Here is an 18,603-nt window from a genome sequence, read left to right on the forward strand (position 1 = left end):
GCACATCCCACCCGGCCCCGTCTCTGTCCCCCGCGGCACGCCAAACCGCTGGAAAGGCCCGGTTCGCGGACGCGGAACCCGCACCGCGCGTCGAGAACCGCCCATTCGGCGCCCTAGGCTGATCCGCATGAGGATCGTGGCGCTGGCGGGCGGCATCGGGGGCGCCCGCTTCCTGCGCGGGCTCCAGGCCGCCGCCCCCGAGGCGGAGATCACCGTCATCGGCAACACCGGGGACGACATCTCCCTGTTCGGGCTGCGGGTCTGCCCCGACCTGGACACCGTGATGTACACCCTCGGCGGCGGGATCAACGAGGAGCAGGGCTGGGGACGGACGGACGAGACGTTCACCGTCAAGGAGGAGCTGGCCGCCTACGGCGTCGGGCCCGGCTGGTTCGGCCTCGGCGACCGCGACTTCGCCACCCACATCGTCCGGACGCAGATGCTGGCGGCCGGGTACCGGCTGTCGTCGGTGACCGAGGCGCTGTGCGACCGGTGGAAGCCGGGCGTGCGGCTCATCCCGATGACCGACGAGCAGGTCGAGACGCACGTGGTCGTGGACGACCCGGAGCACGGCCGGCGCGCGATCCACTTCCAGGAGTGGTGGGTGCGGCTGCGCGCGTCGCTGCCGGCGCTGTCGATCGCACCGGTCGGCGCCGACGAGGCGAAGCCGGCGCCGGGGGTGCTCAAGGCGATCGAGGAGGCCGACGTGGTGCTGTTCCCGCCGTCCAACCCGGTCGTCAGCATCGGGACGATCCTGGCGGTCCCCGGCATCCGGGAGGCGGTCGCGGCGAACACCGTGGTCGGCGTGTCGCCGATCATCGGCGGCGCCCCGGTGCGCGGGATGGCGGACGCGTGCCTGACCGCGATCGGGGTGGAGACATCGGCGAAGGCGGTGGCCGAGTACTACGGGCTCGGGCTGCTGGACGGCTGGCTGGTCGACGGGGCGGACGGCGACGTGCGGGTGGAGGGCATCGAGGTGCGGTCCCGCCCGCTGCTGATGAGCGACCCGGAGGCCACGGCGGCGATCGCGCGCGCGGCGCTCGACCTGGCCCTCGAACTGAAGAAGGAAGCCCCGTGAACCTGCAGGTGTCCGGCATCCCCGGGCTTCCGGAGGTCGGCGAGGGCGACGACATCGCCGCGCTCGTCCCGGCCGGCCTGGTCGAGGACGGGGACGTCCTCGTCGTCACGTCCAAGATCGTGAGCAAGGCGGAGGGCCGGGTCCTGGTCGCCGGCGACCGGGAGAAGGCGATCGACGCCGAGACGGTGCGGGTGGTCGCGCGGCGCAGGCACGCGCGCGGCGAGACCCGGATCGTGGAGACGCGGCAGGGCCTGGTGCTGGCGGCGGCGGGGGTGGACGCGTCCAACACCGCGCCGGGCACCGTGCTGCTGCTGCCGGAGGACCCCGACGCCTCCGCGCGCCGCATCCGCGCGGGCGTGCGGGAGCGCACGGGCCGGGACGTCGCGGTCATCGTGTCCGACACGCTCGGCCGGCCGTGGCGCACCGGGCTGACGGACGCCGCGATCGGCGTCGCGGGACTCGCGCCGCTCAGCGACCTGCGCGGCACCGACGACAGGTACGGCAACCGGCTCGAGGCGACCGTCACGGCCGTCGCGGACGAGATCGCGGCGGCGGCCGAGCTGGTGAAGGGCAAGCTCGACGGGGTGCCGATCGCGGTGGTGCGCGGGCTGTCACACCTGGTCACGGCCGATGACGGGCCGGGGGCGCGGCAGCTCGTCCGGCCGCCCGCCGAGGACATGTTCCGGTACGGGTCGGCGGACGTCCTGCACGCGCGCCGCACCATCCGCGAGTTCACCGGGGACCCGGTCGACCCGGAGGCGGTGCGCCGCGCGGTCGCCGCCGCGATCACCGCGCCGGCGCCGCACCACACGACGCCGTGGCGGTTCGTCCTGCTGGAGTCGGCGGAGTCGCGGACGCGGCTGCTGGACGCGATGCGCGACGCGTGGGAGGGCGACCTGCGCCGCGACGGGTTCTCCGAGGAGTCGGTCGCGAAGCGGCTGCGCCGCGGCGACGTGCTGCGCCGCGCGCCGTACCTGGTCGTCCCGTGCCTGGTGATGGACGGCTCGCACGACTACCCCGACGCGCGCCGCGCGACCGCGGAGCGCGAGATGTTCGTCGTCGCGGCCGGCGCGGGCGTGGAGAACCTGCTGGTCGCGCTGGCGGTGGAGGGGCTCGGGTCGTGCTGGGTGTCCAGCACGATGTTCTGCCGCGACGTCGTCCGCGAGGCCCTGGACCTGCCCGACGAGTGGGACCCGATGGGCGCCGTCGGCGTCGGCCACCCGGCCGCGCCGCCCCGCGACCGCCCGCAACGGACACCCGACGCCTTCATCGAGGTCCGCTAACCCGCCGCGCCTCAGCGTTTCCAGGAGGAGAGGGCCGCGGCCAGCTCCTTGGACGTGGGGAGGCGGAGGGCGCGCGGCGGGGTCGCGGCGAGGCCGTGGTCGCGGGCGTAGGCGTCGCCGAACGTGCCGTCGGGCGCCCGGAACCCGGCCTGCTGGAGCGCCTCGCGGGCGGACCGCGCGCCGAGCGCGTCGCCGAACGCGGCCGCCGCGTCGCGGTGCCGCCGGTCGCGGGCGGTGACGGCGTACGGGTGGTCGAGCATGAGCGTGCCCTCGTCCGGGACGATCGGGGTGACCGGGTTCGGGCGGTGCGCGCCGTTGTAGGCGACGGCCGCCTGCTCGGTGGTGACGACGAGCGACCGGTCGAGGCGTCCGGCGGTGGTGAGCCCGGTCAGGACGGCGGCCGATCCGCCGGCCGCGTCGTCGGCCGGTGACGGTGCGGCGGCGCGCAGGTCGCCGGCGATGTCGCGGGCCTTCCCGCCGGTCTGCTCGACGGCGAGCATCGCGACCATCCCGCTGAGGCCGACCGCCGGGTCCGCCGCCCTGCGGGCGAGGCCGACGCCGTCCGCCCTGTCCTTGATCAGCAGTTTCCAGCTCATGGCGACGTGGTCGGCGGCGAACTCCCCGGCCACCGGCCGGGTCATGGCGAGCACGACGGGCGTCGCGGCGAGCGGCGTCCCGCCCGCCGGGACGCTCTTGTCGCCCGCGTCGCGGACGATGCCGAGCCACACCGACGACTCCGGCACCCACGCGTCCGCGCGCCGCCGCAGCTCCGGCCGGCGGGCGAACTCGGCGGGCGCGACGGCCGTCACGCGCGCGCGGACGCACCGTCCGCCGACGCGGTGCTCCTCCACGTTGAACCGGGACGCGACGTCGCGCAGCGCGGGCGCGATCTCCGGCTGCGCGGCGACGGCGACGCGCACGGTCCCGCCCGCGCACGACGACGGCCCGGGCAGCAGCCCCAGCGCCCACGCCCCGCCGCCCAGGCCCGTCACGACCAGCAAGGCCGCCGCCCACACCTTCCACCGCACGCGTCAGTCATAACACGCGTTCACTTGTGGCGGGGGGGGGGGGGGGGGCCCCCCCAAAACACCACACACCCCCCCAAAACCGGGGGGGGGGGGTTTGGGGGGGGGGGGGGGGGGGGGGGGGGGGGGCGCGCCCCGGGGCGGGGCAGGCGGAGCCTGCCCCTATCACCTGCCCAGGGGCCGCAGAGGCTCCAAAGTCCAGGGTGGACGAAGTCCATCGCGAAGCGACGCCGAAGGCGCCCTTGACTTTGGAGGGGCGGCCCCGTACGCAAGCGCCACCCCACCACCCGAACACCCCTCTTGCCCTTTCGGATATTGCCCCTTCGAACATTTTTCTCTCCCGAACCACCCCAGTGCACTCCTCCAGGGCGTCCTGAAGAAGCGCCACAAGAGCTGCTCGCTCATCGGGGCTGACCGCGTCAATGGCGCCAGGGTATGGGACCTGCGCAATCCCACGATTCCCGAAGGCCGGTTTAACTGTTTCTCCGCTGGGCCCGGCGAGTGTTCGTTAGGTGAAGGCGCGGCGGTAGGTGTGGGGGCTGACGCCGGTCGTCCTTTTGAAGCGGTCGCGGAAGGCGGCCGGGGAGCCGAAGCCGACCTGCTCGGCGATGCGCTCGACCGGATGGTCCGTGGTCTCCAGCAGGTGCTGCGCGCGGCGGACGCGGGCTCGGTGCAGCCATTGCAGCGGCGTCGTGCCGGTCTGCTCGCGGAACCGGCGGATCAGCGTGCGGGTGCTCGTCCCGGCGTGCGCGGCGATGTCGGCGAGGGACAGTTCGAGGGCGAGGTTCTCCTCGAGCCAGCCGAGCAGCGGTTCCAGCGCGGACCCGCGGGGTGCCGGCACGTGGTCGTGGACGATGAACTGCGCCTGCCCGCCCTCGCGTTCGAGGGGCATGACCGACAGGCGGGCCGCGTCGGCGGCGACGGCCGAGCCGTAGTCGCGGCGGATCATGTGCAGACACAGGTCGAGGCCGGCGGCGGCGCCCGCCGAGGTGAGGATCCGCCCGTTGTCGACGTAGAGGACGTCGGGGTCGACGTCGATGTCCGGGTGCGCGGCTGCGAGGTCGTCCGCGGCGAGCCAGTGCGTGGTCGCGCGCAGACCGTCGAGGAGCCCGGTCGCGGCGAGGGGGAACGTCCCCGTGCAGATGGACGCGAGGCGCGTGCCTCGGGCGGCGGCCGTCCGGAGCGCGTCTTGCACGGCCGGGGACGGCGGGTCCAGTGGGGTCGCGGTGCCGGGGATGATGACGGTGTCCGCGCCTTGGAGTCCGTCGAGTCCCCAATGTGCGCGCAGCGTGAAGGCGCCCGCGTCGATCTCCGGACGTTCGGCGCATACGCGGATCCGGTAGCCGGGGCGTCCGTCGGGGAGGCGGGTGCGGGTGAACACCTCGATCGGCGTGGACAGGTCGAACGGGATCACCCGGTCCAGCGCGAGGACGGCGACGGTGTGCATGGCGAGAATCTAGCTTTGTGCCAGGGTGGGTGAGAGCACTTGCGCCTTATTAGTGCAGTTCAACGACCTGGGTGTGGGTTGGCATTATTCCGTTGAAGGATGGCGTTAATGCCACTGGGGGTGAAGGGTGACGGCGCTCTAGCGTCGGGTGTGATCCCGGCGCCGCTACCCGAAGGAGCCCCTGATGCATGCCCAGATCGTCCTGTTCGACGGTTTCGATCCGCTCGATGCCGTCGCGCCCTTCGAGGTGCTGCACGCGTCCGGTGCGGTGACCGTGGAGCTGGTGACCGCCGAGGGGCCGCGCGAGGTGGTCGGTGGCACCGGCGGATTGACGCTTCGCGCCACGGCCGCCCTCGACCCGGGGCGCGCGGGCCTTGTCGTGGTGCCCGGGGCGTCCGGCGCGGCCGAACCGCAAGCCGATGACAGCATTCCCGCCGTGCTCGGACGCACCCTGAGCACCGCGTTGCCAGCGCTTCTCAAGACGGCGATGGACGACCCGGACGTGACGGTCGCGACCGTCTGCGGCGGCTCGCTCGTCCTGGCCATGGCCGGTCTGCTGGACGGACGCCACGCCGTCACCCACCACCTGGGCATGGACATGCTCGACGCGACCGGGGCCCGCGCCGTGCACGCCCGGGTCGTCGACGACGGGGACCTCGTCACCGCCGGGGGCGTCACCTCAGGCTTGGATCTCGGGCTCTACCTGCTGGAACGCGAGGTGGGCCCGCGGATCGCGCACGCCGTCGAGGAGTTGTTCGCCTACGAGCGGCGCGGCACCGTCTGGCGCGCCGCCGGGCCCGTGCCCGCCGGGGAGCGCTGACCGTGGCGAAGCTGTTCCTGATCCTGCACGTCCTGGCCGCCGTGATCGCCATCGGGCCCGTCGCGGTCGCCGCGAGCATGTTCCCCGCGACGCTGCGCCGCGCGCAGGCCGCCCCCGGCGACGCGGAACCGCTCGCGATGCTGCGGACGCTGCACCGCATCTGCCGCGTGTACGCCGCGGTCGGGCTCGCCGTCCCCGCGTTCGGGTTCACCACCGCGAGCGCGCTCGGTGTCCTCGGCGATGCCTGGGTGATCGTGTCGATCGTGCTGACCGCCATCGCCGCCGCCGTGCTGGTCCTGCTGGTCCTGCCCGCCCAGCACGGCGCCCTTGCCGCCGCCCGCGACGTCGCGCCCGGACGCCTCGCCATGCAGACCGGCCTGTTCAACGTGCTGTGGGCTGCGGTCACCATCGTGATGATCGTCCGTCCCGGTTCGACGACGGGCGTGTGACGAGGCTCATGGCCGGTTCCCGTGACGCCCGGCCGGCGGGCGGTGTCTCGTGCACGACACACCGTCCCCGGGAGGGAGAACCCGATGGACCTCGCGCTGTGGATCGTCGCGGGCCTGCTGTGCGCCGTCATGCTGTTCGGCGGCGCGACGAAGCTGATCGTGCCGAAGGAGAGGCTGGCGGCGGCCCCCGCCGGCGGCTGGACGGGCGACCGGAGCGCCGCGTTCGTCAAGACGCTCGGCGGCCTGGAGGTCCTCGCGGCGATCGGCATCGTGGTGCCCGCCGCCGTCGGCGTCGCGCCGGTCATGGTGCCGGTGACGGCCGTCTGCTGGGTGCTGCTGATGGTCGGCGCGATGGCCACCCACCTGCGCCGGGGCGAGCACACGGCCGTCCTGGCGAACGTGGTCTACCTGGCCATGGCCGCGTTCATCGCCGCCGGCCGCTTCTGACCTCACCGGGGGAGCAGCAGGACGCCGAGCACGAGGAGGGCGACACCTACGGCGAACGTCGCCGCGCCGATGAGGAGCCGACGCACGGGCCATGACCGTGCGTCGGGATAGGACGGCGGGTCGGGGCGCAGGTCGAGACGGGTCGAGGCGGCCAGGGGCGCGGGCGCGGCGTCGCCGCCGGTAAGGGTGAGCAGCAGCTTCCGTGCGGTCGGCCGGCGGGCGGGATCGACCGACAGCGCCGACCGGACGACATCCGACAGTCCGGCGGGCAGCCCGTCCAGGTCGGGTTCGGCGTGCAGCATCCGCTCGGCGACGGCGATCAGGCCGCCGGTGCCGTACGGGTGGCGGCCGAGCCCGGCCCAGGCCACCAGGCAGCCCCAGGCGAACACGTCGCACGCCGGGGCCGGGTCGGCGCCGTGCAGCTGCTCGGGCGCCAGCCAGCCGGGCGTGCCGAGGACCACGCCGCGAGCCGTCAGGGCGGGGGCGTCCAGGGCCCGGGAGATGCCGAAGTCGATGACGCGGGGCCCGGTGATCGACAGGATGACGTTCTGCGGCTTGACGTCGCGGTGGACCAGCCCGGCCGCGTGCACGGCGGTCAGCGCGGCGGCCACCCCGACGGCGAGGCTGTGCAGGGTGCCGGACGGCAGCGGGCCGGTCTCGGCCACGTGGGCGTCGAGCGTGGGGCCGTCGATGTACTCGGTGGCCAGGTACGGCTGGTCGTCGTGGACGCCGTGGCCGAGGACGGCGGCCGTGCAGAACGAGGCCACCCGCCGGGCGGCGTCGACCTCGGCGGCGAAGCGGCGGCGGAAGCCCGGGTCGGCGGACAGGTCGGGACGGATCAGCTTCACGGCGGCGTCGCCGCCCTCGGCGGTGCGGCACAGGTAGACGGTGCCCATGCCGCCCTCGCCGAGCCGCCGCACCACCGTGTACGGGCCGATGGCCGCGGGGATCGGAGGGTTCGCGGTCGTGTCCATCGGCTTTCCCAGGGCTCGGCGGGCGGTGCGGGTGCGGGGCGGGGCGCCGGTCACAGCCGCAGGACGGTGATCGGCGTGGTCGTCGGCTGCGGCGACCCGCCCGCCGGCTCCACGGTGACGCCGACCCGGTCGGCGCCCGGCGGGACGTCGACGACGCGCGGCGCGATGCGTCCGGACGGGCCGGGCCGGACCAGCCCGGCGGGACGCACCCCGCGCGCGCCCATCGTCCACAGCTCGTACGTCCTGGACCCGGGCAGGGCCGTCACGCCGGACCCGGCCACCACCGCCTCGCCCCGCGCGGCGGACGACACGACGGTGAAGGTGCCGCCGGACCCGGCGGCCCCGGTGACGGTCCGGGCGTCGCCGGCCGACAGCACGCCGGCGATCGCGGCGGCGCGGCCGTCGGCGCGGTCGAGGCTGCGCCGCGTCTGGGCGGCGTAGCCGCCCGCAGCCACGGCGATGAGCAGGCACGCGGCGGCCAGCAGCGGCGCGATCCGCAGGTGCGGACGGCGGCGCGGGACGCGGGCGCGCGGCGCGGCCGGGGGCTCGTCCGCGCCGTCTTGCGGGGTTCGCGCGATCTCGGTCAGGATCCGCTCGCGCAGCCGCGGGGGCGGCGGCGCCGCGACCGCGCGGCCGAGCACCGCCGAGGTCGCCAGCAGGCCGCCGACCTCCTCCGCGCACGGCTCGCAGCGGGCGAGGTGCTCCTCGAACGCGGCCCGCTCGCCGTCGCCGAGGCTGTCCAGCGCGTACGCGCCGGCGAGGGTGTGGACGTCCTCGTTCACGACGCGACCCCCAGGCAGTCGCGGAGCCGGATCATCCCGTCCCGCATCCGGGTCTTGACCGTGCCGAGCGGGACGCCGATCCGGTCGGCGACCTCGCGGTAGGTGTGGCCGTCGTAGTAGGCGAGCGTGATGGACTCGCGCTGCGGACCGGTCAGGTGGTCCATGCAGTCGCGCAGCCGCTGCCGGTCCAGGCGGTCCATGACGAGGTCGGCGACCCCGTCGTGCGCGGCGGGCGGCTCCAGCCGGGCGGCGCGGTCGTCGCGGGCCGCCGCGGCGTGCTCGGAGCGGACCCGGTCGACGGCCCGCCGGTGCGCCATCGTCATGATCCAGCCCATGGCGCCGCCGCGGGACGGGTCGTAGCGGCGGGCCGTCCGCCACACCTCGGTCAGGACCTCCTGCGCGACCTCCTCGGCCTGTGCCGGGTCGCGCAGCACGCGCAAGGCCAGCCCGTGGACCGCGGCGGCGGTCGCGTCGTACAGCTCCTCGAACGCGCCGGCGTCGCCTCCGGCGACGCGGCGGAGCAGCGCGTCCAGCCGGGCGCCGCGCAGGTCCTCGCGCCGCCCCGCCATCGGCCCGCGCGGACGGCGCGCCGTCCTGGACGGGTCGTGCGGTCCCGTCGTCATGGCCCAGCCCCTTTCCGGAAGTCCGGCCGTTGCTATCCGAGTACGGCGGGCAGGCTCCGCAACGTCAAGCCCGAACCGAGAATCACCACCAGGACCGCCGATCCGGTCGGCACCAAATGCGCGGGAATGCGCGGCAGCCGGGGGATCCGGGCGCGCAGCCGCGGCAGGACGGCGGCGAGCCGCCGGCCGATCCCGGTGACGAGCGCGCCGATCGCGGTGAGCGTCAGCGCCAGCCCGGCGCCGTACGCGAGCACCAGCAGGAACCCGAACCACGCGTGGCCCACGGCCGCGGCGCCCAGCAGGACGACGACCGCCGACGGGCTGGGCAGCAGCCCGCCCGCGAACCCCATCAGCAGCACGGTCCCGCGCCGCGGCATCGCCGCCGACGCGTGCCCGTGCCCGTGCCCGTGCCCATGGCCGTGCGTGTGCGTGTGATGGCCGTGGTGGCGGGCGCGGCGGAGGAGGGCGACGCCGGCGAGGACGACGAAGAGCCCGCTCGCCACGCCCAGCCAGCCGAAGGCGGACGGCCCGGCGAGCGTGGAGCCGCCCGCGACCAGGAGGGCCAGCCCGAGCACGCCCGCGGTGTGCGTGGCCGTGACGGTCAGGCCGAGGACCAGCACGTCCCGCCGGCTCCGCCGCCCCCGGCCGACGGCCTGCGCCGCCATGATCGTCTTGCCGTGGCCGGGGGCCAGCGCGTGCGCGGCGCCCAGCATGACCGCGAGCAGCAGCGCGACCAGCGCGAACCCCGGGGTGAGCGGGCGCCGGGCGATCAGCCCGGTGAACGCCGAGGTCAGCCGGTCGACGCCGCGCGGCAGCACCCGCGCCGCACCGGGCGGCCGGGCGGGCGCCGCCGGGGCGAGCGCGGGCCCGCCGGGGACGGCCCGCAGCGTCGCCGCGCGCTGGTCGGGCGGCGAGCTCAGCATGTCCTGCGGGTACGAGGTCAGCCGGGCGCTCCTCGACGCGGCGGGGACGTCCGAGGCCCGCAGCGTCGTCCGGTCCCCGGCGGCGGTGATCTCGTGCCAGCCGGTCCGGCCGGCGGCGCCCGCGTCCCGGACGGCGATCACCGAGCCGTCCGGCCGCAGCCGGAGCGGTGCGCTCAGCGCGCATTCCAGCCGCAGTGTCGGCAGCCCGGCCTGGCCGGGCCGGGTGCGGGCGGCGGCCGAGCGGACGGCGGTCCGCACCGGCGTCCCGTCGACGGTGACGTGCAGCGCCGCCGCCGCGTCGGCGCACGCCCGCCCGGCCCACCGGTCCGGGTCGGTGCCGCCCTGCAGCACCTGCGCGGCCGGGATCTCGGCGAGATCCTGCACGTGGTCGACGCGCAGCTCGCGCGCCGCCACCACGAGCCCGTCGTAGCGGTTGACGGTGAAGTTCCCCAGCGGATGCACCGGTTGCAGCGGCCCGGTCGCGAGCGCGACGGCGGCCAGAGCGGTAGCGATGATCATGCCGCACCTCCGAGCGCGGACAGCGCCGCCCTGGCCTTCGGGGCGTGCAGCGGCGAGAAGTACGGGTCGAGTTTCAGTGCGGCCGCCAGGTCGCGGCGCGCTGCGGACCGCTTGCCGAGCGACTTCTCGATCATCCCGAGGTGGTAGCGGAACGACGCGTTGCGGTAGCCGGTGGCGAGGGCCTTGCGGGCGTACGGCAGCGCCTCCGCGTCGTGCCCGCTCGCGTGCAGCGCCCAGCCGAGCGCGTCGGCGACGTGCACGCTGTGCCGGCGGCCCCATTCGGCGCGCGCGGCGGCGACGGCCGTCGCGGCGTTGCCGTGGTCGGCCTCGAACAGCGCGGTCTCCAGGTCGGTGGCGACGCCGCTCGCCCGCGCGAGCGTCGACCAGCTCCCGGCGACCGCGTACTGCCGCCGCGCGTCGGCGGTGCGCCCGCGCGCCTCCAGCAGCTCGCCGTAGCCGGTGAGGTACTGCGGCAGCGGCAGCGCGGCGACGACCCGCGCGTGGTCGGCGAGCGCCCGCGCGGTGCGGCCCCGCGCCGCCTCCACGCGCGCGCGGCCGTCGACGGCCGGCAGGTAGCCGGGGTCGTGGCGCAGCGCGAGACCGAACTCCCGGCCCGCCGTGGCGAGGTCGCCGCCGCTCCAGGCCAGCTCGCCGAGCTGGTCGTGGACGTAGGCCTGGTCGGCGGGGGCGGTGGCCGACGACGCGGCCAGGCCGAGGATGCGGCGCGCCTCGCCCGTCCGGCCGTACAGCTCGTTGACGTAGGCGAGCCGCGTGAAGACCGGCGTCCCCGGACGGACCGCGTCGGCGTGCTTCGCCGCGGCCATCGCCTCGGGGTAGCGGCCGAGCTCGACCAGCGCGTCGATCCGCACCGCGAGGGCGCTCTGGCCGTAGGGGTTGATCGCCAGCGCCGCGTCCGCCTCGGTGAGCGCCGTGCCGAAGTCGTGCCGGGCGGCGGCCAGCGCGGCGAGCCCGGCGTGCGCGCCGTCGTTGCCGGCGGGCCGGACGGCGAGCGCCCGCTTCAGGGCCGCCGCCGACTTCGGGTAGAAGGACGGGTCGGCCGTCAACCGGGCCTGCTCCACGTAGGACAGGCCGAGCGCCGTCCAGCCGTCCGCGTCGCGCGGCTGCGCGCGCAGGTGCCGCTGCAGGCGGCCGATCCCGGCGGCGACGTCACCGCCCGCCGCCTGCCCGTACGCCTGCGGCGCGATGCCGCCGGCGCCGGGCCCGGGATCGGCGGGACGGCCGAGGACGCCGCCGGCGACCGCGGCCGCGACGGTCAGCGCGACCGCGAGGCCCGCCACGATCGCCGCGGTGGTCAGCCGGGTGAGGGACGCAGGCCGTGGAACCCGCCGCCGGGCCGGCACAGCACGCATGACATCTCCATAAGGTCAGGAAGGACAGGGCAGATGGGGAAGCCCGGCCGCGCCGCGAGGGGCGGCGCGGCGCGACCGGGCGGGCTTCTCGGGTCGTGGCGCCGGAACCGCTAGGCGCGGCGGCGCAGCCACCAGACGGCGCCGCTGCCGCCCAGGAACAGCGCACCGGCCCCGATCGCGGCGATCGGCAGGACCCGCGACGAGCCGCCGTCCGCCGGCTCGGTGTTCGCGGCGTTCCCGGCGTTGAGCTGGGTGGTGCGGTTGCCGCTGCCCTTCGCCGCGGCGTCCTTGACCGGCCCGCCGCGGACCGCGGAGCCGGAGTACGGCAGCGCCAGGTAGGGGAACGAGGAGCCGATCGCGCGGTCCGGCGCGTCGACGCCGTCCCCGAGGTCGGTCTTGGCGCCGAGCAGCTTGCCCTCGGTGACCTGCAACGCCGCGTCCACCACGTCGTCGCCGAGCCGGCGCCCGTTGGGGAACCCGGCCTTGTCGCCGGCCAGCACGCCCATCCGGTTCGGGGTGCGCGCGGGCGGGATCGAGGTGTTGAGCCGCAACTGCTCGGACGGGCGGACGTTCGGCGGCTGGTTCAGCCCCGGCACGCCCGTCAGGAACACCTGCACGAGGTCCTTGCGCGGCGCCGCCGGGGCGGGGATCTTGTAGACCTTCTGGATGACCTTCGGCAGGCCCGGGTCGTTCACGTAGGGCAGGAACTGCGCGTCCTCCCACGGGAGCGACGCGTTGAACCGGTCCTTGTCCTTCGTGCCGATCACGACCTCGTTGACCAGCGGGTTCCCGAGCCGCGAGACCTGGGTGTACGAGCCGCTCGCGTTGCCGCGCTCGGTGCTGGACCACACGCCGACGATCGGCTGCCCGCCGCCCGTGAGCATCTTGGTGGGCACCTGGAGGGCCACGCTGTTGACGTTGTAGCCGCGCAGCGTGTTGTTGCCGACCTCGGACAGGTTCCCGCCGTACAGCAGGTCGAAGACGCGCAGGTCGAGGAAGAACGGGTCGGCGGCCTGCCCGGCGAACACCTGCCCGCCGTCGGCCCAGCCGCCGGCCCCGCCGGTCAGCGGGTGCAGCGCCTGCCGGCGCAGCGCCGCGTAGTCCGGCATCGACGCCCGGCCGGCGTCGGACGGCGCGACGGGCACGCCGCGCGCGAGGGCCGTCCGCGACACCACATCGCCGTTCGACTTCTTGAGCAGCGTCAGGTCGTAGGTCTGCAGGACGTTGAGGTTCGGGTCGGTGAGGCTGCGGACGGGCCCGGTGTTGTAGAGGAAGGTGCTCCCGTCGCGGACGTGGTCCTGGAACGTCCACCGGAACGTGAGGTCGGCCGACGCGTTCCCGTCGGTGTCGACGTTGATGTCGTAGTGGGCGTCGGTGGCGAACTTGTAGAAGTTCGGGCCGCCGGCCGGCTCCTCGAACGGCAGCCAGTTCGCGATGAGCGTGGTGGTGCCGGGCCGGTCGGGGCTGACGAACGCGTACACGTCGGTGTTGTCGTACTGCGGCTGCCCCGAGATGAGCGGGGCCTCCCGGTGGCTGCTGGCGGTGGCGGCGCCGGGCGCGAGGCCGGCCAGGCCTCCCGCGACGAGCGCGGCCCCGGCGGCCAGCAGGACGGCGACCCTGGAGCGGGCCGAAGCGATCCCTGGCATTGCGTACTTCCTTCTTCGCGACGGCGGCGCGCTCTGGGCGCCGCTTGCGAAGACCATTCGGACCGGCCGGCCGTCCGGATGGCGCACTGGCCAACTCGGGACAAACCCCCATAAGCCACGAACCGCATCGCCCTGCCGCGCGTCCAAGGCGCCCCGCACCGCGCTCCGGCCTGCCGCGGTCCGTGCCGAGACGCCCGTCGCGGTGATTGCGGCCATTCCGCAACGGGCGGGAAAGTTCCGGCCGATTCCAGACCACCGGGAGTATTCCGTCCCCCGGAGGCCGCTGACCGGTTGCGATACTGAAAAGTATTTATACCCCGTTTCATGCTTCGTGTGGCGCATTACTGCTTTCGCGGCGCGAGAGGCAAAGATCGGGTTACGGTGGTTTTCTTGCAACTCTCATTCGGTGGGGGAATGAGTGGCCGATATCGACGACCACCTGGCACGGATGATGACGATTCCGGGGGCGCGGCGGGTGACCCTGATCGACTGCGCGAGCGGCCTCGCCGTCGCGAGCGCGGGCCGCGAGGACCTCGTCGACCGGCACGAGGACGCCGCCGGCGCCACCGACGTCGTCCGCGCCGTGCTCGCCTCGCCCGCGCTCAGCGCCACCGCCGCCGGCGACGACGTCGAGGAGATCATCGTCTGCGGCACCGGCGGGTACCACCTGCTCGCCCTCACCGGCGCCGACCTCGACGGGCACCTGTTCGTCCACCTGCTCATCGACCGCGAGAACGGCAACCTCGCCCTCGCGCGGCTGCGGCTGCAGGGCCTCGTCGACGCGATGACCGGACGCTGACATGGCGGACCGGACCCGTACACCCACCGATGACCGCGCCACCGGCGACCGCGTCGCGCGGACGCTCGGCACGCTGGAACGCGAACGTGCCACCGGCCTGCTGCGCGTCGGCGACGACGGCGCCTTCCACCTCGACCGCGGAGCCGTCACCCGCGCCGAGAGCCGGCACGCGCCCGGCCCCGGCGACCTCATCGGGGCCCTCGGCGGCCCCGACCCCGAACTGCCGGCGCTGCTCGCGCTGTTCGACGCCGCCTACTTCCTGCTCGGCTCGCGGGCCGAGCCGGTGTTCACCGGAGGGCCCCCGGCGCACGGGCCCGTCCGGCGGATCACCGCGGCGACGCTCGACCACGAGCGGCGCCGGCGCCGCACCCTCCTCGACTCCGCCTGGCCGTACGACGACGCCGACACGGCGGCCGTCGTGCCGGTGCGGCGCGTCCGGCGCCAGCGCGTCATCCTCACCGGCCTCCAGGCGGAGATCCTGCTCAACGCCGACGGCCGGCGCACCCCCGCCGAACTGGCCCGCGACCTCGGCCGGACGGCGTTCGCCTGCCTGCTCGCGGTGCGCGGCCTCGCCGCCGCCGCGCTGCTGCGCACCCGCCCGCACGACCCGGCGCCCGCCTCGCCGGTCACGCCCGCGGCCCCGCCGCCGGCGCAGCTCCCGCCGCGGGAGGCCGGACCGCCCACCGAGTGGGCGCCGGCCGACCACGACCTGCTCGCACGGCTCCGGGCCGCCCTGGCGGAGCTCGGGTGACGTGCGCGACCGCTTCGGGAAACTGATCGAAAGGCTGACGAAGGTGGCCGTACCGGCGACGACCGCGACCGCACCGACGACCGAACCGGACGTGACGGCGGAGCTCCGGACGCTGCGGGCCCGCGTCCCGCGGCTCACCGGGAGCCTCGTCGCGTCCGCGGACGGGCTGCTCGTCGCGGCGGACCTCCCGCCGTCCGTCGAACCGTCCGGTATGGCGGCGGTGACCGCGTCCGGGCTGTCCCTCGCACACCGCATCGCGCAGACCGCGCACGGCGGCGCCTTCCACGAGGTCGTCATCCGCGGCGTCGACGGCTACGTCGTCACCTACGCCGCCGGGCCCACCGCGTCCCTGACCGTCCTCGCCGAGGCGGACGCCAACGTGGGCCGCCTCCATCTGGAGGCCCGCCCCGCCGCCCGCGCCATCGCCGCGCACCTCGCCCGCTCCCGCACCTGACCGCGCCCCGACCCTCGTCCCGCAACGACGAACCGAAAGGGAGAACCCATATGTCCAACCTGGACCTGTCGCTCAAGGACATGATGACCATCGACGGCGCCATCGGCGCGGCCGTCGTCGACTACAACAGCGGCATGGCCCTCGGCCACCTCGGCAGCTCCAAGGCGCTCGACCTCACCGTCGCCGCCGCCGGGAACACCGAGGTCGTGCGGGCCAAGCTCCGCACCATCGAGCAGCTCGGCATCAAGGAGGAGATCGAGGACATCCTCATCAGCCTCTCCGCCCAGTACCACATCATCCGGCCCGTGACCGGCCGCAAGGGCAAGGGCCTGTTCCTCTACATGGTGCTGGACCGCGGCCGCGCCAACCTCGCCCTCGCCCGCCACCGCCTCCGCGAGATCGAGGAGAACCTCGAGATCTAGGCCCCGCAGGCCCCGCAGGCGCGCCACCGGCGGCTACCGGCCGCCGGTGGCCCGCGCCGGCCGCCCGGTCCACCGCCGCCTTCAACGCCTCCCGGCCCTGCTCCGAAACCTGTGCTCCACGCGCGACGGCTCCGCTCGGGGGATGGCGACTTCCGCCGCCATTGTGCCCCGAGCGGAGCCGCCGCAAGATCCCTACTTGGTGAGCGTCAGGCCGCGGGACGGCTGGACCGTCAGCTTGTCGGCGTCCTCGTCGAGGTCGACGACCACGTCATCGCCGTCGCGGACCTCGCCCGTGAGCAGCTCGCGGGCCAGCTGGTCGCCGATCGCCGTCTGCACCAGGCGGCGCAGCGGACGCGCCCCGTACAGCGGGTCGTAGCCGGTCAGCGCCAGCCACTCGCGCGCCGCCTCGGTCACCTTCAGCGTCAGCTGCCGGTCCGCGAGACGGTCGGCGAGCCGGTCGACCTGCAGGTCCACGATCCGGGTCAGCTCCGCCGTGGACAGCGCGTCGAACAGGATCACGTCGTCCAGCCGGTTCAGGAACTCCGGCTTGAACGAGTCGCGGACCGCGGCCCACACCGCCTCCCGCTTCGCCCCGTTCTCCATCGCCGGGTCCACCAGGAACTGCGACCCGATGTTGGAGGTCAGGATCAGGATGGCGTTGCGGAAGTCGACCGTGCGGCCCTGCCCGTCGGTGAGGCGCCCGTCGTCCAGCACCTGCAGCAGGATGTCGAACACCTCCGGGTGCGCCTTCTCCACCTCGTCCAGCAGCACCACCGAGTACGGGCGCCGCCGGACGGCCTCGGTGAGCTGGCCGCCCTCCTCGTAGCCGACGTACCCGGGCGGCGCGCCGACGAGCCGCGCGACGGAGTGCTTCTCGGAGTACTCGCTCATGTCGATGCGGGTCATCGCCCGCTCGTCGTCGAACAGGAACTCCGCGAGCGCCTTCGCCAGCTCCGTCTTGCCGACGCCCGTCGGGCCGAGGAACAGGAACGAACCGGTCGGACGGTCCGGGTCGGAGATGCCCGCGCGCGCACGGCGCACCGCGTCCGACACCGTCTTCACCGCGGCGGTCTGGCCGATGAGCCGGTGCCCCAGCTCCTCCTCCATCCGCAGCAGCTTGCCCGTCTCGCCCTCCAGCAGCCGGCCCGCCGGGATGCCCGTCCACGACGCGACCACGTCCGCGACGTCGTCCGGGCCGACCTCCTCCTTGACCATCGTGTCGCGGCTGTCCGCCGCCTCCGACGCGGCTTCGAGCTGCTTCTCCAGCTCCGGGATCTCCCCGTACACCAGCCGCGACGAGGTCTCCAGGTCGCCGTCGCGCTCGGCCCGCTCCGCTTCGCCGCGCAGCTGGTCGATCCGCTCCTTGATCTCGCCGACCCGGTTCAGCTCGCCCTTCTCCCGCTCCCAGCGGGCGTTCAGGCCGCTCAGGTGCTCCTGCTTGTCCGCCAGGTCGGCGCGGAGCCGCTCCAGGCGCTGCCGGGACGCCTCGTCGGTCTCCTTCTCCAGGTTCATCTGCTCCATCTTCAGCCGGTCCACCGCGCGCTGCAGCTCGTCGATCTCGACGGGCCGCGAGTCGATCTCCATGCGCAGCCGCGACGCGGCCTCGTCCACCAGGTCGATCGCCTTGTCCGGCAGGAACCGGGACGTGATGTAGCGGTCCGACATCGTCGCCGCCGCGACCAGCGCCGAGTCGTTGATCTGCACCTTGTGGTGCGCCTCGTAGCGGCCCTTCAGCCCGCGCAGGATCGCGATCGAGTCCTCCACCGACGGCTCGCCCACGAACACCTGCTGGAACCGCCGCTCCAGCGCCGGGTCCTTCTCGATCCGCTCCCGGTACTCGTCCAGCGTCGTCGCGCCGATCATCCGCAGCTCGCCGCGCGCCAGCATCGGCTTCAGCATGTTGCCGGCGTCCATCGCGCCCTCGGCCGCGCCCGCACCGACGACGGTGTGCAGCTCGTCGATGAACGTGACGACCTGCCCCTCCGACTCCTTGATCTCGTTCAGCACGGCCTTCAGCCGCTCCTCGAACTCGCCGCGGAACTTCGCGCCCGCGACCATCGCGCCGAGGTCCAGCGACACCAGCCGCTTGCCGCGCAGCGACTCCGGCACGTCCCCCGCCACGATCCGCTGCGCGAGGCCCTCGACGACGGCGGTCTTGCCGACGCCCGGCTCGCCGATCAGCACCGGGTTGTTCTTCGTCCGCCGCGACAGCACCTGCACGACCCGGCGGATCTCCGCGTCCCGCCCGATCACCGGGTCGAGCCGGCCGTCGCGCGCCGCCGCCGTCAGGTCGACGCCGTACTTCTCCAGCGACTGGTAGGTGCCCTCCGGGTTCTCGCTGGTCACCCGGGCGTGCCCGCGGACCTTCTCGAACGCGTCGAGCAGCGCCTGCGGCGTCGCCCCGAACTCCTTCAGCAGGCCCGCCGCCGGGCCGCCGTCCGCCGCGAGGCCGACCAGCAGGTGCTCGGTCGAGACGTACTCGTCCTCCAGCTGCCGCGCCCGCGCGCCCGCCGTGTTGATCGCCCTGCTCAGCTGCCCCGAGATCTTCGGCGTCGCGACCGTCGACCCCTGCGCCTTCGGCATCGCCGCGAGCTGCTCCTCGGCCCGCCGCCGGATCACCTGCCAGTCCGCGCCGACCGCCTCCAGCAGCGGCACCGCGGTGCCCTCCGGCAGCGCGATCAGCGCGACCAGCAGGTGCTGCGGCTCCACCTCCGGGTGCCCCTCGGCCGCCGCCCGGCGGACCCCGATCGACACCGCCTCCTGGCTCTTCTGCGTCAGCTTGACGTCCATG

General features: G+C 74.9%; 18 protein-coding genes. 9 read left to right on the forward strand and 9 right to left on the reverse strand.

Features of this window, described 5'->3' with window-relative positions:
• Window positions 1-127: 127 nt before the first annotated feature.
• Window positions 128-1,078 carry a 2-phospho-L-lactate transferase gene (gene cofD, locus F8568_RS00950; protein ID WP_160573456.1) on the forward strand — a complete coding sequence of 317 codons (951 nt, stop codon included), beginning with the start codon at window positions 128-130 and terminating at the stop codon, window positions 1,076-1,078.
• A complete protein-coding gene (locus F8568_RS00955) occupies window positions 1,075-2,361 on the forward strand; it encodes a coenzyme F420-0:L-glutamate ligase (RefSeq protein WP_328600662.1) in 1,287 nt (428 codons plus the stop codon). The genes cofD and F8568_RS00955 overlap by 4 nt, the downstream gene beginning before the upstream one ends.
• 11 nt (window positions 2,362-2,372) lie before the next feature.
• On the opposite strand, the gene F8568_RS00960 is transcribed toward F8568_RS00955, so the two are convergent.
• A complete protein-coding gene (locus tag F8568_RS00960) occupies window positions 2,373-3,389 on the reverse strand; it encodes a substrate-binding domain-containing protein (RefSeq protein WP_151590158.1) in 1,017 nt (338 codons plus the stop codon).
• 505 nt (window positions 3,390-3,894) lie between these two features.
• Window positions 3,895-4,833, reverse strand: a complete 939-nt coding sequence (locus F8568_RS00965) for a GlxA family transcriptional regulator (protein ID WP_151590160.1) — start codon at window positions 4,831-4,833, stop codon at window positions 3,895-3,897.
• Between the two features lie 184 nt (window positions 4,834-5,017).
• Here F8568_RS00965 and F8568_RS00970 point away from each other — a divergent pair, with 184 nt between their 5' ends.
• The 3 genes from F8568_RS00970 (at window position 5,018) to F8568_RS00980 (ending at window position 6,549) form a co-directional block, all read left to right on the forward strand.
• The gene (locus tag F8568_RS00970) at window positions 5,018-5,653 is read left to right on the forward strand and encodes a DJ-1/PfpI family protein (protein WP_151590162.1); all 636 of its coding nucleotides are present in this window, start codon (window positions 5,018-5,020) and stop codon (window positions 5,651-5,653) included.
• A 2-nt stretch (window positions 5,654-5,655) separates the two neighbouring features.
• Window positions 5,656-6,102 carry a hypothetical protein gene (locus F8568_RS00975; protein WP_151590164.1) on the forward strand — a complete coding sequence of 149 codons (447 nt, stop codon included), beginning with the start codon at window positions 5,656-5,658 and terminating at the stop codon, window positions 6,100-6,102.
• A gap of 84 nt (window positions 6,103-6,186) precedes the next feature.
• Window positions 6,187-6,549 carry a DoxX family protein gene (locus F8568_RS00980; protein WP_151590167.1) on the forward strand — a complete coding sequence of 121 codons (363 nt, stop codon included), beginning with the start codon at window positions 6,187-6,189 and terminating at the stop codon, window positions 6,547-6,549.
• 2 nt (window positions 6,550-6,551) lie between these two features.
• On the opposite strand, the gene F8568_RS00985 is transcribed toward F8568_RS00980, so the two are convergent.
• From F8568_RS00985 to F8568_RS01010, 6 genes are all read right to left on the reverse strand, one after another.
• Window positions 6,552-7,523, reverse strand: a complete 972-nt coding sequence (locus tag F8568_RS00985; RefSeq protein ID WP_151590169.1) for a serine/threonine-protein kinase — start codon at window positions 7,521-7,523, stop codon at window positions 6,552-6,554.
• A 50-nt stretch (window positions 7,524-7,573) separates the two neighbouring features.
• On the reverse strand, window positions 7,574-8,305 hold the full coding sequence (locus tag F8568_RS00990; RefSeq protein WP_160573473.1) for an anti-sigma factor: 732 nt from the start codon (window positions 8,303-8,305) through the stop codon (window positions 7,574-7,576).
• Window positions 8,302-8,928, reverse strand: a complete 627-nt coding sequence (sigK, locus tag F8568_RS00995; protein WP_151590173.1) for an ECF RNA polymerase sigma factor SigK — start codon at window positions 8,926-8,928, stop codon at window positions 8,302-8,304. The genes F8568_RS00990 and sigK overlap by 4 nt, the downstream gene beginning before the upstream one ends.
• 32 nt (window positions 8,929-8,960) lie before the next feature.
• A complete protein-coding gene (locus F8568_RS01000) occupies window positions 8,961-10,370 on the reverse strand; it encodes a sulfite exporter TauE/SafE family protein (protein WP_151590175.1) in 1,410 nt (469 codons plus the stop codon).
• Window positions 10,367-11,740, reverse strand: a complete 1,374-nt coding sequence (locus F8568_RS01005) for a tetratricopeptide repeat protein (RefSeq protein WP_151590177.1) — start codon at window positions 11,738-11,740, stop codon at window positions 10,367-10,369. The genes F8568_RS01000 and F8568_RS01005 overlap by 4 nt, the downstream gene beginning before the upstream one ends.
• 110 nt (window positions 11,741-11,850) lie before the next feature.
• Window positions 11,851-13,386: a DUF4331 domain-containing protein gene (locus F8568_RS01010; protein WP_151590179.1), complete on the reverse strand. Its 1,536-nt coding sequence runs from the start codon at window positions 13,384-13,386 to the stop codon at window positions 11,851-11,853.
• Window positions 13,387-13,804: 418 nt separating this feature from the next.
• Between F8568_RS01010 and F8568_RS01015 the strand changes: the two genes are divergently transcribed.
• The 4 genes from F8568_RS01015 to F8568_RS01030 are packed head-to-tail and all read left to right on the forward strand — an operon-like array spanning window position 13,805 to window position 15,812.
• Window positions 13,805-14,185, forward strand: a complete 381-nt coding sequence (locus F8568_RS01015) for a hypothetical protein (protein ID WP_151590181.1) — start codon at window positions 13,805-13,807, stop codon at window positions 14,183-14,185.
• A gap of 1 nt (window position 14,186) precedes the next feature.
• Entirely contained in the window at window positions 14,187-14,936 is a 750-nt protein-coding gene (locus F8568_RS47580; protein WP_151590183.1) for a transcriptional regulator, read from the forward strand.
• A gap of 1 nt (window position 14,937) precedes the next feature.
• Complete coding sequence (locus F8568_RS47585; RefSeq protein WP_328600663.1) at window positions 14,938-15,390, forward strand: roadblock/LC7 domain-containing protein; 453 nt, start codon at window positions 14,938-14,940, stop codon at window positions 15,388-15,390.
• Between the two features lie 50 nt (window positions 15,391-15,440).
• On the forward strand, window positions 15,441-15,812 hold the full coding sequence (locus F8568_RS01030; protein ID WP_151590185.1) for a hypothetical protein: 372 nt from the start codon (window positions 15,441-15,443) through the stop codon (window positions 15,810-15,812).
• Window positions 15,813-16,004: 192 nt separating this feature from the next.
• Here F8568_RS01030 and clpB read toward each other — a convergent pair whose 3' ends face one another.
• On the reverse strand, window positions 16,005-18,602 hold the full coding sequence (gene clpB, locus F8568_RS01035; RefSeq protein WP_151590186.1) for an ATP-dependent chaperone ClpB: 2,598 nt from the start codon (window positions 18,600-18,602) through the stop codon (window positions 16,005-16,007).
• Window position 18,603: the final 1 nt, after the last annotated feature.

The sequence above is a fragment of the Actinomadura physcomitrii genome, from assembly GCF_008923205.2.
GTDB lineage: Bacteria > Actinomycetota > Actinomycetes > Streptosporangiales > Streptosporangiaceae > Spirillospora > Spirillospora physcomitrii.